At 64.2% G+C, this 14,428-nt stretch carries 14 protein-coding genes and 1 pseudogene; 4 read left to right on the forward strand and 11 right to left on the reverse strand.

Annotated elements, in window-relative coordinates:
- Positions 1 to 30 precede the first annotated feature (30 nt).
- Positions 31 to 1,092: an ABC transporter substrate-binding protein gene (locus ACI3KX_RS04230; protein ID WP_404907951.1), complete on the forward strand. Its 1,062-nt coding sequence runs from the start codon at positions 31 to 33 to the stop codon at positions 1,090 to 1,092.
- Positions 1,093 to 1,188: 96 nt separating this feature from the next.
- Here the strand turns inward: ACI3KX_RS04230 and ACI3KX_RS04235 are convergent, their stop codons facing one another.
- From ACI3KX_RS04235 to ACI3KX_RS04250, 4 genes are read right to left on the reverse strand one after another with little or no spacing between them, the layout of a single operon-like run.
- Positions 1,189 to 2,169: a formylglycine-generating enzyme family protein gene (locus ACI3KX_RS04235; RefSeq protein ID WP_404907952.1), complete on the reverse strand. Its 981-nt coding sequence runs from the start codon at positions 2,167 to 2,169 to the stop codon at positions 1,189 to 1,191.
- Complete coding sequence (locus ACI3KX_RS04240; protein WP_404907955.1) at positions 2,166 to 2,537, reverse strand: DUF202 domain-containing protein; 372 nt, start codon at positions 2,535 to 2,537, stop codon at positions 2,166 to 2,168. Before ACI3KX_RS04240 ends, ACI3KX_RS04235 begins: the two co-directional genes overlap by 4 nt.
- A 7-nt stretch (positions 2,538 to 2,544) precedes the next feature.
- On the reverse strand, positions 2,545 to 2,892 hold the full coding sequence (locus tag ACI3KX_RS04245) for a YidH family protein (protein ID WP_404907956.1): 348 nt from the start codon (positions 2,890 to 2,892) through the stop codon (positions 2,545 to 2,547).
- A 10-nt stretch (positions 2,893 to 2,902) separates the two neighbouring features.
- Positions 2,903 to 3,493: a nucleoside deaminase gene (locus ACI3KX_RS04250; RefSeq protein WP_404907958.1), complete on the reverse strand. Its 591-nt coding sequence runs from the start codon at positions 3,491 to 3,493 to the stop codon at positions 2,903 to 2,905.
- Between the two features lie 499 nt (positions 3,494 to 3,992).
- On the opposite strand from ACI3KX_RS04250, the gene ACI3KX_RS04255 reads away from it, so the two are divergent.
- Positions 3,993 to 4,808: a purine-nucleoside phosphorylase gene (locus tag ACI3KX_RS04255; protein WP_404907961.1), complete on the forward strand. Its 816-nt coding sequence runs from the start codon at positions 3,993 to 3,995 to the stop codon at positions 4,806 to 4,808.
- Positions 4,805 to 6,502 carry a phospho-sugar mutase gene (locus ACI3KX_RS04260; protein WP_404907963.1) on the forward strand — a complete coding sequence of 566 codons (1,698 nt, stop codon included), beginning with the start codon at positions 4,805 to 4,807 and terminating at the stop codon, positions 6,500 to 6,502. The genes ACI3KX_RS04255 and ACI3KX_RS04260 overlap by 4 nt, the downstream gene beginning before the upstream one ends.
- 1,374 nt (positions 6,503 to 7,876) lie before the next feature.
- Here ACI3KX_RS04260 and ACI3KX_RS04265 read toward each other — a convergent pair.
- The 7 genes and pseudogenes from ACI3KX_RS04265 to ACI3KX_RS04295 form a co-directional block, all read right to left on the reverse strand.
- Entirely contained in the window at positions 7,877 to 8,482 is a 606-nt protein-coding gene (locus tag ACI3KX_RS04265) for an SUMF1/EgtB/PvdO family nonheme iron enzyme (RefSeq protein ID WP_404907966.1), read from the reverse strand.
- Between the two features lies 1 nt (position 8,483).
- Positions 8,484 to 8,906, reverse strand: a complete 423-nt coding sequence (locus tag ACI3KX_RS04270; RefSeq protein WP_404908158.1) for a LysR family transcriptional regulator — start codon at positions 8,904 to 8,906, stop codon at positions 8,484 to 8,486.
- A pseudogene (locus tag ACI3KX_RS04275) lies at positions 8,906 to 9,399 on the reverse strand (aldehyde dehydrogenase family protein); the annotation flags it as partial. The pseudogene ACI3KX_RS04275 and the gene ACI3KX_RS04270, both read right to left, overlap by 1 nt.
- Before the next feature lie 72 nt (positions 9,400 to 9,471).
- Positions 9,472 to 9,654: a hypothetical protein gene (locus ACI3KX_RS04280; RefSeq protein WP_404907968.1), complete on the reverse strand. Its 183-nt coding sequence runs from the start codon at positions 9,652 to 9,654 to the stop codon at positions 9,472 to 9,474.
- An 8-nt stretch (positions 9,655 to 9,662) separates the two neighbouring features.
- On the reverse strand, positions 9,663 to 10,688 hold the full coding sequence (locus ACI3KX_RS04285; protein ID WP_404907971.1) for a TIGR03842 family LLM class F420-dependent oxidoreductase: 1,026 nt from the start codon (positions 10,686 to 10,688) through the stop codon (positions 9,663 to 9,665).
- An 18-nt stretch (positions 10,689 to 10,706) separates the two neighbouring features.
- Positions 10,707 to 12,143, reverse strand: coding sequence for a dihydropyrimidinase (hydA, locus tag ACI3KX_RS04290; protein ID WP_404907973.1), 1,437 nt, complete (start codon positions 12,141 to 12,143; stop codon positions 10,707 to 10,709).
- Positions 12,144 to 12,148: 5 nt separating this feature from the next.
- Positions 12,149 to 12,997 carry a nitrilase-related carbon-nitrogen hydrolase gene (locus ACI3KX_RS04295; RefSeq protein WP_404907976.1) on the reverse strand — a complete coding sequence of 283 codons (849 nt, stop codon included), beginning with the start codon at positions 12,995 to 12,997 and terminating at the stop codon, positions 12,149 to 12,151.
- 181 nt (positions 12,998 to 13,178) lie between these two features.
- On the opposite strand from ACI3KX_RS04295, the gene ACI3KX_RS04300 reads away from it, so the two are divergent.
- On the forward strand, positions 13,179 to 14,228 hold the full coding sequence (locus ACI3KX_RS04300) for a LacI family DNA-binding transcriptional regulator (RefSeq protein WP_404907978.1): 1,050 nt from the start codon (positions 13,179 to 13,181) through the stop codon (positions 14,226 to 14,228).
- Positions 14,229 to 14,428: the final 200 nt, after the last annotated feature.

Raw genomic sequence — 14,428 nt, forward strand, 5'->3', positions numbered from 1 at the left:
TCACCCGCACCAACTGAACCAGGAGAAAGAATGACTCACATCACTCGACGACGCCGCCTTGGGGCCGCCGTCGTCGCTATCGCCGCCTTCGCGGTGCTCGCCACCGGTTGTGCCCCGCAGGCCGCCGCTCCAGAGGCATCCCCCAGCAACACGCCCTACTCGGGGGAAGTCACCCCTGTCAGTGTCGCGCTCGGATTCCTTCCCACCGTCGAGTTCGCCGGCAACTTTGTCGCCGACGCCGAGGGCTACTACGCCGAGGTCGGCATCGAGGCGAGCTTCGTCCCGGGCGGGCCGAATGCTCCCGCCCCAGAGGTCGCGATCGCATCTGGTGAGGCGCAGATTGCATACGAGAGCAACACCAGTCGTTTGTTCAATTACCTCACCGAGGAGGACGACATCGTCGTCATCGGCCGGACGTTCCAAACCTCGCCCAACGGTCTCCTCTCCCTCAAAGACAAGCCGATCACTAGCGCGGACGATCTCACCGGGTCTGTCATCATCGCCGGCGCGCCCAACCGATCATCGCTCGACGCGCTCATGGCCATCAACGACGTGACGGACTGGACCTTCGTGCCCGGCGGTGCCGACATTGGCGCGTTGCAGGGCGGGCAAGGTGACGCGCTGCTGGGTTTCGCGACCAACCAGCCCATCGCACTCGAGCAGCAGGGCCTGAAAGAGGATGAGGACTTCTACTTCACTACCTTCGACAAGCTCGATTACCACCTGCTCGCCGACGCCATCATCGTGTCCCGCCCATTCCTCGAGGAGAACCGCGACGTCGTCGTGAACTTCCTCAAGGCGACCGCGAAAGGTTGGGAAAAGGCCATGGACGACCCGAGTGCCGCAGCCGAACTAACCACCAGCACCTACGCCGGCGAGCAAGGCCTGAACCCCGAGCAGCAGACCGCGGTCCTCGAGGCTCAGATCCCGTTCATCCGCACTGACTCCTCTGACGAGCACGGCTTGTTCTGGCTGGACCCTCAGTTCGTGCAGGACAAGGTTTATCCAAGCCTCGAAGCCGGCGGTGCGACCGGGCTGCCGGATGTGGCGACGGTCATCGATGAGACAGTTCAGCAGGATGCTCAGAAGTAGAAGACCCTGCTAAGAAGCCCCCGGACCGAAAGGTCGGGGGGCCTCTTCTTTCCGGAGCGTCCCGCACGGTTCGCCTCCGATGCTTCGCGCCGGACATTAGATGCGGGAGATCGTGCGGAACCCGGCATTGCCCATTGAAGAGTCGGGTGTGTTCTGAGACCGTGCGGAGTTGCGATAGCGGTTGCAGTAGGAGATGTGGCAAAGGTAGCTGCCACCCCGCAGAACTCGCCCATCGCCTCGCGCAGGGCCGTGTGGGTGTTCTTGAGGCGAGATCGCGTAGTAGGCGGGATCAAACCAGTCGGCGCACCATTCCCATACGTTGCCGATTGGTTGCCACAACCCGTATCCGTTCGGGGTGTAGGAGCGGACAGGGGCGGTCGTCAGATACCCATCCTCGAGGGTGTTCACCTGGGGGAACACGCCCTGCCAGATGTTCGCCCGTGGCTCGTCGACGTCCGGCTCCTCATCCCCCCACGGGTACTTTCTCGATTCCAGACCTCCACGGGCGGCATACTCCCACTGCGCTTCCGTCGGCAACGCACGCCCCGCCCAACCGCAGTATGCGACCGCGTCGTTGAAGGTCACGTGCACGACCGGGTGGTCCCTGAGGTCATCCAGCGTAGAGTCGCGCCCGCCGGGATGCCGCCAGTCCGCGCCCGCCACGCCAATCCACCACGGCGTCCCTGGTGACTGGCCTAGGATGTCGCTCTGCGGTGCGGCCACCGCGAGGTGGAATACGGCTGAGAACCCGTAGGTCTCCGCTTCCGTCACATACCCGGTGGCCTCCACAAAAGTGGCGAAGGCCTCATTTGTCACGGCGGTTGCGTCCATGTCGAACGCGGGCAACTTTACCTCGTGGACCGGGGTTTCACCGTCGCCGGGGTTTTGATCACCAGATGAGTCACCCATCAGAAACCTCCCCGCGGGTAGCGAGACCTGCGCGATTGTGTGCATCGGGATGCCCTTCGGTTCAACAAACTGTCGTCGGGGGGTGGGTAGCGCAAGGAACGCGTCCCGATTGGGTGCTCCGCATGCGCAGTTCACGCCGCATGAGCCTTCATCGCGGGCGTCAATCATGGGTGCCATCCTTCCGTGTTGACGACGTTGGGGGCTTGATCGGCGAGCAGGAGCACCGATGCGATGCCGGTCAACGCGCAAACTGAGACCAGGACGGTCAACGCGAGGGTAAGCGGGCCGGCTGAGGGCAGCGGCCGCGTAGCCGTCAGAGCCGAGTAAACGCGACGGAGACGTCTCTCGCTCGCCATGTGCAGAGCGACAGCAGCCATGAGGAGGATGAGCGGTAGCGGCAAAGACCACACACCCAAAGTCATCGGCAACAGCCGAAGGCCCACGAGCCCGGCGACCGCCACCGCAAGGATCGTCCGCCTCCACGCCAGGAGTGTACGTTCGGGTTGAAGCCCCGGATCGAACAGTTCCGTCATCATTCGGCTGTCATACGAATAGCAGCCCAAGGACGATCAGAACCGTCGCCGCCGTCAACACGATCGCGAGCGGGAGCGCGAAGACAGCTGCGGGTAGCCGAGTCTGTCGTCGCATAGCCCGCTCTGCACGTCCCCATCCGATCCATGCCAGCACGGGGATGATCAGGCCAGCCCCGAGCAGAAGAAGCGACGCGGCAAGCCTCAACCCTGGGTGAAGAGGAAGGCCGAGCGCTTCCAGCGCCACGCCGCCAGCGACGAGAGCCAACGCCGTGCGGATCCACGCGAGGAAGGTGCGCTCATTAGCCAGCGTGAACCGCGGATCCGGATCCACGCCGTCCCGATAGACCCACCCGATCATGGCTCTCCGGTCATGAACGCGCGTTGTAGAGGGTCGCTTCGCCGCTTTGCGCTTGGCGGCCGAAGTCGCGGAGGACCTTGCAGGCTTCCTCAGACCCGCGGCCGACTTGGACGGAGATGCCGCGGGCTTCGAGTTGTTCCTTCCAGTCCGAGGAAACGGGGCCCTCGTCAAATCCGGTGAGCGCTTCGACATCCGCTCCGGTCGCTGCGAAGTCGAGGCCGTGGATGCCGGACCACACGACCGCTCCGCCGCACATCGCGCACGGCTGGGCGTTGACGACCAGGGTGCGGTGCACGCCGTCACCAGAGAGATCCCACAGTCCGAGTCGCGTCTGTGCGAGCCCGAGCGCCACAATCTCCGCATGGGCGAGGGACAGGTTGGAGGAGAGCACGAGGTTGGTGCCGATCGATACGACCTCCCCGGTTGCGGTCTCTACGACTGCGGCAGCGAACGGCCCGCCTGTGCCCTCGGCCACGTTGCGAGCGGCAAACTCATTGAGCACCGCCATCAGCTCGTCCGTGTCAGGGAGATGTGTGGGCAGCTCCGCAACGCGCGCGAGCAACCAGTCTGGGACGTTGATGCCAATGTTCGAAACGATCATTGATGTATCTCCTTCTCGCGCGGGGCACGGGGGATGATGGGGTCTCCACGATGCCGGTCCCTCGTGAGGATCGGCGATGCTCGGCGGCCAATGGATGTGACCTTTCTCGAGGGTGGCTCAGAGTTCTTTCGCGACGACGGACCCAGGTAGCAGCAGGCGCTGGAGTTGCACGGAGAGCCGCGGCAAGTGCACCCGCTCCCTTCGACAGCTGGCGTTCCTGCGCGAGCGCTTGATGTCAGAGACGGTGCTGCAATCTTTGGCTTCCGAAATCGCGTTTCCATACTAGGCTAAAGGTTGGACATCTAGATGTCCAACCTGTTGGAATCGTATGAGCCCTCACGCGGGAGTGAAATGACAGCTCAGCCACAGTCGACCGCGACCCCTGAAGCGCTGGCATGCCGTAGCGCTCGATCGCGCAGGCGGCTCTTTGCGGCTAGCGCCTTCCCGCCGACGAAGGAACGCGTCGCGCAATCCTCACTCACACTTCGAAAGGTTCCTCGTGTTTGACCAGACCCCGACTGAACTTGCCGCGTCCGCGGCGCGAGATATCGCCCACCTCACCGGCGTAGACCAACACGACATCGCTGTGACACTTGGAAGCGGCTGGAGAAGAGCCGCCGAACACCTCGGCACCACGGTCGCCGAGATCCCCGCCGAGCAGGTAACAGGCTTCCGTACCTCCCCGGTCCAGGGCCATACCGGCACCCTCCGCTCCGTTCGGATGGATGACGGCACCCGCGTGCTCGTTGTTGGAGCACGCACCCACTTCTACGAGGGCCATGGCGTCGCCGCCACGGTCCACGGCGTGCGTACTGCGGCCGCCGCAGGCGTCAAGACGATGATCCTCACCAATGGCGCCGGGTCCGTAGATCCCGAGCGCACACCGGGGGACGCCATCCTTATCAAGGACCACATCAACCTCACCGCGCAGTCTCCGCTGGTGGGTGCAACCTTCATAGACTTAACTGACTTGTATTCGCAGCGCCTTCGCGATGTCGCCCATAGCGTCGCCCCGGACCTCGATGAAGCGATCTACATGCAGCTGACCGGCCCGCATTACGAGACCCCGACCGAGGTGAAGATGCTTCGCGGTCTCGGCGGCGACATCGTGGGTATGTCCACCGCGCTGGAGGCCATCGCCGCCCGTGAGGCGGGAATGGAGGTCCTCGGCCTATCGCTGATCACCAACCTCGCCGCAGGTATCCAGCAGGGAGCGCTGAGCCACCAGGAGGTTCTAGACACCGGCAAGAATGCTGAGGCGACACTCGGGCCGCTGCTAGCAAGAATCATCAGCGCAGTGAGTAGCAGCCGGTGAGCAGCGACGGGGAACGCTTCGCCGCGCTGCGCGACGCGGTGCAGGCGTGGGTAAGTCAGGACCCCGACGAAGTGACCCGGGCCGATTTGGTCGGGATGCTCGAACAGGCCGTCATCGGTGACGCCGACGCGGTCGAGGAGCTTCGGGACCGGTTCCACACGCGCCTGGAGTTCGGCACCGCCGGGCTCCGCGGTCGCCAGGCGGGAGGGCCGAACAGGATGAACCGGGTTGTGGTCGCACAAACGGCCGAAGGCCTGGCCCGATTTCTCACTGACTCCAGCCCTTCGCCCAGCATCGTGATCGGCTATGACGCGCGCCACAATTCTGCTCAATATGCTCAAGATACGGCGGAGATCATGGCGGGTCACGGGATCGAGACCTTGTTGCTTCCTCGCCCGCTACCCACCCCGGTGCTGGCGTTCGCTGTGCGCAGCATCGATCGAAGTGCCGGGGTGATGGTCACAGCAAGCCACAACCCGCCGCAGGACAACGGCTACAAGGTGTACCTGGGAGGCGCCAACCTCGGCGCACAGATCGTGTCGCCGCAGGACGCGCTTATCGCTGCCCGCATCGATGAGGCGGCGTCCGAGAGTATCGTCACCTACGCGCGATCGGAGGAGTATTCCGTCGGCGGTGATGAGCTGGTGCAGCGGTACATTGTGCGGGCCACGGAGACTCACACAACTGATGACGCGTCACTTCGCTACGTGTACACCGCCATGCACGGGGTGGGGTGGGAGACCGCGCGGGCGGTGTTCACCCGCGCCGGCTTCAGCGAACCAATCGGGGTGGCGGCGCAGAACGACCCCGACCCGGACTTCCCTACTGTCGCGTTTCCCAACCCGGAGGAGCCCGGAGCGCTGGATCTGGCGATTCGCACAGCCGCTGACAGCGGAGCCGACCTCATCATCGCTAACGACCCGGATGCCGACCGCCTCGCCGTTGCTGCCCCTTTCCGCGACGGGTGGCGACGCCTCACAGGCAACGAGATCGGCGCACTCCTCGGCTGGCGCGCCGCGGTCAAGCACACCACCACTCGCGGCCGCCCCGCGCCGCCTGCGGTTCTTGCGACATCTCTCGTCAGCTCACCGGCACTTGAGGCTGTTGCCCGCACGTTCGGTCTGGGGTACGTCGAAACGCTCACCGGCTTTAAATGGATCTCCCGTGTCCCCGATCTGTTGTTTGGGTTCGAAGAGGCGCTCGGGTTTCTGGTGGATCCGGTAGGGGTGCGTGATAAAGACGGGATTACCGCCGCTCGAGAGTTCCTCGCCCTGGCTACGGAACTCAAGGCTGGAGGTGTGAGTATCGAGGAGAGCTTGGACCGGTTCGCGTCCCTGTTCGGCGGGCACGCGTCAGAGCAGGTTTCCGCCCGGGTGGAGAACATCAGCTTGATCGCCGCGCTAACGGCCTCGCTCCGTCAGGACCCGCCAACTCAGATCGGAGACCTCGCGGTGACCGGAATCCGCGACTACCGCGACGGCATCGACCAGTTCCCGGCCAGCGACATCTTGCGATATGACCTGGAGCGCGGCGGGCGGGTCATCGTTCGCCCGTCGGGAACCGAACCAAAGCTGAAGGCATACATCGACGCACGCAGTGACGTCGGTCGCGGTGATCGGCGTCGCGCTGCCGCGGCGGAAACCGCCCGCTATCTCGCTGATGCGGTCACAGTCATGCTCAGCGAGCGTGCGTGAGCGAGAACATGACGTTGGATGAGAAGCCGTTCGCCAGCATTGTCCGGGCTGTGGGAGCCGCGTTCTTCCCTGTCGAGTTTGTCGCGAAGCTGCCGCTGGCAATGACCTTGGTCGGTGTGCTCGGGCTGCACCCACGAACGGGGGTCGATTGTTGCGGCCGGCCTCACCTCCGGCGCTCTCGGTCTTGCGTCCGGACTCGTTGGCCCCCCGATCAGGCAAGCAACTGACCGGTGGTGGCAGCGGAAGGTTTTGATCCCTGTGTCCATCGTTAATGCGCTAGCTCTGGCGGGCTTGTTGGCCGCCGTAGCAGCAAACGTGCCAATGTCGGCTGTGCTCGTGATGGCCGCGTTCATTGGAGCGAGCTCGCCGCAGATTGGTCCGATGGGACGTGCACGCTGGATGGGGTTGTTTGCGGCACGCGGCGGTAAAAGTAAGTCATTGGCTACCGCAATGGGGTGGGAATCGATGACAGATGAGGTCAGCTTCATTGTGGGCCCACTCTTGGTGGCCTCCATCACCACACTGATAAATCCCGCAGCTCCCCTCGTCGTCGCCGCGGTGATGGTGCTGCTCTTTGCTCTGGGGTTTGCGATGCACCCCACGCACGCGCATGCTCCGCGCATCGAACCCGGTGCGACGCGGGTGGGCAGGCTCCTCAGTGGACAATTGGTCATGGTCATCGCCGGAATGACGGTGATGGGAATGTTTTGGGGGTGTGATGCTCACCACCGTCACCGAGCTTGCCGGAGGCGACGGGCACGTCGGGGCTGCGGGGTTTATCTACGGAGCGATGGGGGCGAGCGCAGCTGTCACCGCTTTGATCTCCGGGGCGTTACCGCGGAGGGTGACCTCGGCGTGGAAGTGGATCGGCGGCGGAGCAATTGCTGCTGCGTGCGCAGTCCCGCTCATCGGCGTAAGCGACCCGGTCCTGGCTGGGATGTTTTTACTTCACGGTCGGCGTGGGTATTGGCCCGGTGCTAGTCACGTTGTTCACACTCGCCGCAAACCTGGCTCCCGCGGGGCGGAGCGCCACCGTGATGACGCTCGTGGGCAGCGGGTCCGTCCTTGGGCAGGCGACACTGACCAGCGCGAACGGCTTCGTCCTTGCATACCATGGCGCCTCGGCTGGGTACACCATCGCGCTGATCCGGCTGATCATGCTCACGCTCCTGGGGGTGTTCTACCGGTTACCTATCTGGGAGAGCCGCAACCGCGTTGGGTCAATCCGGTCTTCCACCTCGACCGGAGGCCGGGGCGCCCTTCTGAAACGCATCGGTGCGATTCGAGCCGAATAGTGCGCACCCTGCGGATAGACATGTCCAAAATGACATCCCGAGACAAGTTCAGTGAGAATTTGACATCTTCGGTGGGAATTTACAAAACGAGATACTTGGCCTGGTTGATGCCACCACGTGCCGCATACTCCCACTCCGCCTCCGTGGGCAGGCGGCGACTCGCCCACTCGCAATACGCGGCCGCATCGTTCCAGCTGACGTGAACGACGGGGTGATCGCCGAGGGTATCGATGTGGGAGCCTCGACCGCCTGGACGACGCCAGTCCGCACCCGATACCGCGGCCCACCAGGGCGTGCCGACAGGCCGCGCGAGGATGACGTCTGGCGGAGCTGACACAGCAAGGTGAAATACGGCGGAGAATCGATATTTCTCTGCGTCCGTCTTGTACCCGGTCGCCTCGACAAACCGCGTGAAGGCGTCGTTGGTGACTGTGGTGGCGTCGATCGCGAACCCGTTGAGCGTCACAGGATGCTCGGGCACCTCCCCGTCGCCCTCGTTGCGCTCGCCGCTCGAGTCACCCGTGATGAACGTTCCGCATGGGATGTGCGCCTGCTCAAGGCGGTGCACGCCATCACCGATGGGACGGGTGCCTGCGAGCACCAGCGGGACGATGGACGGAAAACGACCTCGATCAGGCGGGCGGCAGGCGCACTGCCCCTGGCAGTTGTCCTTCTCCGTCGCCACTTCACTGCGCCTTACTTGAGAGTCGATTCGCGGATGTCGGGACCTCGTTGGCAGCGGTCACGCGAGGTGTGCCAGTCATACTTGGTTGCCACGATGGCTGTTCATACGGATGGCGCCCGGAGGCAGGTATCCGCGGCAGCGGTGGGCTTGGCTGAGTACCGGAGATGCTCTCCGAGTATGACTCGAACGCGTCAGCGGCGGCGACAACGTCGCGCGCTCGGGCTGCAAGCTCAATCGCTGCCGTCGAGAGTGCGATCGATCGGCCCTCGGGCGTGAACAGTTGAACCCCTAATCGCGACTGCAGACCGCCCATCTGTCGTGAAACTGCCGCAGCCGAATACCCCCTCACCCGCGAAGCAGCAATGATGCTGCCCGAATCGACAACGGCGATGAGTGTCCGCAATATACGCAAGTCAGCCTTCATCACCGCACCACTATGTCCAGAACGCTATCCATAGCACGACGCACTCGGTTCTGGGGGAAGCCGAGGTTGATGCCGCCGTGCGTGGCCGGGTCGAACCAGCGGCTGGTGATGGCCTTCTCACGGGTGGAGAAGTCGAACCCGTGGACGCCATAGGCCTTCGCATCGCCGAACATGGAGGCCTTCCACCCGCCGAACCAGTGGTATGCGACGGGGAGCGGGATCGGGACGTGGATGCCGATCATGCCGACCTCGACCTCGTTCTGGAACCGGCGGGCAGTTCCCCGTCGTTGGTGAAGATCGCGGTGCCGTTGCCGAACTGGCCGCTGTTGATCAGGTCGAGGCCCTCGTCGTACGACTGCACCCGGACGACGGCGAGGACCGGCCCGAAGATCTCCTCCCGGTACGCCCGCGACGTGGCGGGGATATCGTCGATCAAGGTGGGGCCGAAGAAGAACCCGTCCTCGTGGCCATCCACCCAGTAGTTGCGGCCGTCGAAACCCGGCTTCCTGCCACAGCGCCGCGAGCCACAGCGCCGCGGACGGGTCCTTCTCCGAAGGCTTGAGGTTCACGGCGTTACCGAGAAGTCGAGATAGCGGTTGCCGTCGTGTTCCCAGACGGTGCTGCCCGACCCGCCAGCGATAGCCAACGGTGCCAGTGTGCTCTGGGCCGACCAGAGGCGTGGAACGTGGACGAGATCGGCGGCGGCCACCGTCGCGTTGGTGGCGGTACTGGAAGTGGTCAATGTCATGATTGTGCTCAGACTTTCGCTGCGTAGTGGTCGCGAACGGCCGGGATGACGGTCTCGCCATACACGCGAAGGGTCTCCTCCTTGTTGTCGTGGTCCAGGTAGCCCGCGAACTGGGTGACGCCGAGCGCCTTGAGCATCGCGAGCTTCTCGCGATGCTCTTCGGCGGTGCCGATGATGCAGAACCGCTCCACGATCTCGTCGGGCACGAAGTCGACGTGGCTGTTGCCGGACTTGCCATGCTCGTTGTAGTCGTATCCCTGCCGGCCGGCGATGTAGGCGGTGAGGGCATGCGGGACGTCGCTTTCGGTCCCGTACCTGGCGACGATGTCGGCGACGTGGTTGCCGACCATTCCGCCGAACCAGCGGCACTGATCGATCGCATGCGCCTTCCCCTCCGGGCTGCCGTCGGTGATGTACATCGGGCCTGCGACGCAGATCTTCACGTCGGGGTCGCGGCCGGCGTTCTCCGCGGCGGTGCGCACGGTCTGGATCATCCACTTGGCGATGTCGACGTCGGCGCATTGCAGGATGAATCCGTCGCCCACCTCGCCGGCAAGCTTCAGCGCCAGCGGACCGTAGGCGGCGACCCAGACATCCAGCTGGGAGTTGCGACTCCACGGGAAGCGGATCGTCGAGCCCTCGATATCGACGCTGCGGGAGTTCGCCAGTTCGCGGATCACGTGCACCGACTCGCGCAGCTCGCGCAGCGTGGTCGGCTTACCGTTGGTGACTCGCACCGCCGAGTCGCCTCGGCCGATGCCGCAGATGGTGCGGTTGCCGAAGTAGGCGTTCAGCGTCGCGAATGTGGATGCGGTGACGGTCGCATCCCGTGTCGCGGGATTGGTCACCATGGTCCCCACCTTGATCTGAGTGGTGTTGCTCAGAATCTGGGAGAAGACGACGTACGGCTCGTGCCACAGCACGTGTGAGTCATAGGTCCAGAAGTAGTCGAACCCGTGTTCCTCGGCTCGCTTGGCGAGTCCGACGATGCGGGGCGCAGGTGGGTTGACCTGCAGAACGACACCGAAATCCATGAAGTCTGTCCTTTCGATTCAGATGAGGTACTGGCTCAGCCCGCGCTTGATGTAGCCGCCGTCACCGGGGCGGCCGAGGTAGGCGCCGTCGGTGACGATGGTGCGGCCGCGAGAGAGCACGGTGTCGACGTGCCCGTCGATCTCGAAGCCCTCCCATGCGGAGTAGTCCGTGTTCGTGTGGTGGGTCTTGCCGAGCCCGATGGAGGTGTGGCCGTTCGGGTCGTAGATGACGATGTCGGCGTCAGCGCCGGGCTGGATGACGCCCTTCTTGCCGTACATCCCGAACATGCGCGCCGGAGTGGTGGAGGTCAGCTCGACCCATCGTTCGAGAGTGATCTGACCGGACACCACGCCCTGGTACATGAGGTCCATGCGGTGCTCGACCGAGCCGATGCCGTTGGGGATCTTCGAGAAGTCGCCGCGGCCGAGCTCCTTCTGGTCCTTCATACAGAACGGACAGTGATCGGTGGAGACCATCTGGACGTCGTTGGTGCGCAGCGACTGCCACATGTGCTGCTGGTGGCCCTGGTGCTTGGAGCGCAGCGGCGTCGAGCAGACCCACTTCGCGCCCTCGAGCACGCCCCACTCTTCGCTGATCGCTGCCAACTGGTCCTCGAGCGAGAGGTAGAGGTACTGCGGGCAGGTTTCCCCGAAGACGTTAAGACCGCGGTCGCGGGCAGCGGCGATTTGCTCCACCGCCTGCTTCGCCGATACATGCACCACGTACAGCGGTGCGCCCGTCAGGTCGGCGATCATGATGGCGCGGTGGGTGGCCTCCTCTTCCGCCTGCCAGGGCCGGGTGGTGCCGTGGTAGAACGGCGCGGTGTTGCCGGCGGCCAGTGACTGCTGCACGAGGACGTCGATGATGGCGCCGTTCTCGGCGTGCATCATCATCATCGCCCCGTTCGAGGCGCCCTTCTGGAACGCCTTGAGGATCTGCCCGTCGTCCGACAGGAAGACGCCCTTGTAGGCCATGAACAGCTTGAAGCTGGTCACCCCTTCGGCGATCAGTTCATCCATCGCCGTGAGCGAGGAATCCTGCACGTCGGAGAGGATCTGGTGGAAGCCGTAGTCGATGGCGCAGTTTCCCGCGGCCTTCTCCTGCCAGGCGTTGTACTGCTCGAGTGGGTTCTCGTCGGGGTACTGCACGATGAAGTCGACGATGGAGGTCGTGCCTCCCCACGCCGCCGCGCGGGTGCCGGTTTCGAACGTGTCGGATGCCCTGGTGCCGCCGAAGGGCATCTCCATGTGGGTGTGGGCGTCGATGCCGCCGGGGATGACGTACTTGCCGGTGGCGTCGATGATGGTGTTGACGGTCGCGGTGAGGTCGCTGCCCAGCAGCACGCTGCCCGGCTGGAGGACCGCCGCGATGGTCTCGCCGTCTACGAGGACGTCGGCCTGGCTGCGCCCGGTGGCGCTGACGACGGTGCCGCCGGTGATGAGGGTGGTCTGCATGGAGGTCAGGGGGCGACGAGCTCGTCGTAGGCGTCAGGGCGACGGTCACGGTAGAACTGCCAGTCGTCGCGGGCCTCGCGCAGCAAGTCCAGGTCCAGGTCGCGGATCAGCAGCTCTTCGTGCTGGCTCGAGCCGAGGTCGCCGACGTAGTTGCCGCGGGGATCCGCGACGTACGAGGTGCCATAGAAATCGACGGCGAGCGCGCCGTACTCGTTGTCTTCGCGGCCCACACGGTTGGGGACCAGCACGAAGTACTGGTTGTTGCCGGCGGCCGCGGGGCCTTCCAGCTCCCACAGCCGGTTGGACGCACCGGGCTTGGACGCGTTCGGGTTGAAAACCATGTGCGCGCCGTTCAAGCCCAGCTCGCGCCAACCTTCCGGGAAGTGGCGGTCGTAGCAGATGTGCACGCCCACCTTGCCGACGGCTGTCTCGAAAACGGGATAGCCGAGGTTGCCAGGGCGGAAGTAGAACTTCTCCCAGAACCGGTCCAGGTGCGGGATGTGGTGCTTGCGGTACTTGCCCAGGATCGTGCCGTCCGCGTCGACGACGACCGCGGTGTTGTAGTAGACACCGACCTCCGCCTCCTCGTAGATCGGCAGGATCATGACCAGGTGGAGTTCCTTGGCCAGCGCGGCGAACCGCTGCACGATCGGACCGTCAGCCGGCTCGGCGTAGCGGTAGTACTTCTGATCCTGGGTGATCCCGAAGTAGGGCCCGTAGAAAAGCTCTTGGAAGCAGATGATCTGGGCGCCCTGCGCGGCGGCGTGGCGAGCGAACTCTTCGTGCTTCCGGATCATCGTTTCTTTGTCGCCGGTCCAGGTTGTCTGGGTTAGGGCGGCGCGGACAATGCCCATGATGGTGCTCCTTCGCGTCTAAGCTAGGTATCGATTCCGGAATCGATTCTGGTGACGATACGCCGGATGCCGAGAATGCAACAAGTCCGCGCCAGGTTTTTAACAAGGGCTTAACATGACGACAGAGCCTCGTAGGCTGAACGGGGAGACACTCAGACACCCCAACCAGAGGATCGGTCCCATGGCCTCACGCAAGGCGACCATTCTCGATGTCGCGCGGCTGGCCGGCGTCTCCCGTACCACCGTGTCTCGAGTACTGAACGAGCCCGACCGTGTTCCCCCCGCCACAGTGCAACAAGTCCGCCGCGCCGTCGAGCAACTGAACTACTCCCCCAGTCCAGCGGCTAGGACGCTTCGAAACGGCAGAACGGGAACCCTTGCCCTCCTGGTAGGTGATATCTCGCAGCCGTTCCACGGTGGCCTCGCACGTGCGATTTCACGGGAGGCAGAATCCAGAGGCATGAGCGTCATGCTCTACGACCTTGGCCATAGCGAGGATCGGCTTCGTCAAGCGGTCGGACGTCTCCCGCAACAGGGTGTTGACGGAGTCATACTCGCCACAGCGGACCCGCTTGAAGATCCTGAGACGCTCATGGCTTTGAATGCTCTTGAGGACCACCGGATCCCATTGATTACGACTCTCCCTCGCCCCGAGATCAGGAGCAGCATTGCGCTGAACGTCGACCACGCAGCCGAAGGCATGCTCGCTACCCGACGACTGCTCGAGGCGGGCAGCAGCGACATCACCTTGCTCGTCAACTCGGACTACAGTCCACTAGCCGCCGCCCTGATAGCTGGCGCGAGCGTTGAGTTGAGTGGGCAGGGAGCGAAGCCGACAGTCGTGAAGAGCAGCTACGACTTTGACGAGGCGCTCGAGGTTGCCGGCCACTGGCTCGACGGCAGGGATCTCGATGCGACGCATGGCGTCGTTGCCGCAACTGTTCCGATGGCCCTTGGTCTCATCCGCGCCGCTGAGACGCGGCGCCTTGCGATACCGAACGACCTCATGGTGATTGCTTGCGAGGAAGTGAGCCTGGCAGGCATGGCCTATCCACCGATCACAACAGTCGCAGTTGATGCGGACACCAACGGCGCCGAGATCTTGCTGCTGCTGACCGAGGCCTTCTCGGGAGTGTCGTCACGGGCGCCGATCATCACGCCAGTGCTTCGGGAGCGCGGGACCGTCCGTGAGCCGGTGAAAGTCCTCGCCGCACCCTCCGCAGTGGCCTGAGCCTCAGTCATACAGAGCGACCGCGGACGGGTCCCAGGGTTCGAGACTTCTAGCTCGTCTTGGGATCACCGACGGGATCGAAGGTGGCTGAGCGCGGCCCGCCAGGTCGCGTTCGCACGACGACCCAGGCGCCGCTCGCGGACGCTTCGCCCACCGTGTGCCGGTCCCGAGCTTGACGCCGCGGGAAGCCTGTAGACGAA

Source organism: Microbacterium sp. ZW CA_36, assembly GCF_044987475.1.
Taxonomy (GTDB): domain Bacteria; phylum Actinomycetota; class Actinomycetes; order Actinomycetales; family Microbacteriaceae; genus Microbacterium.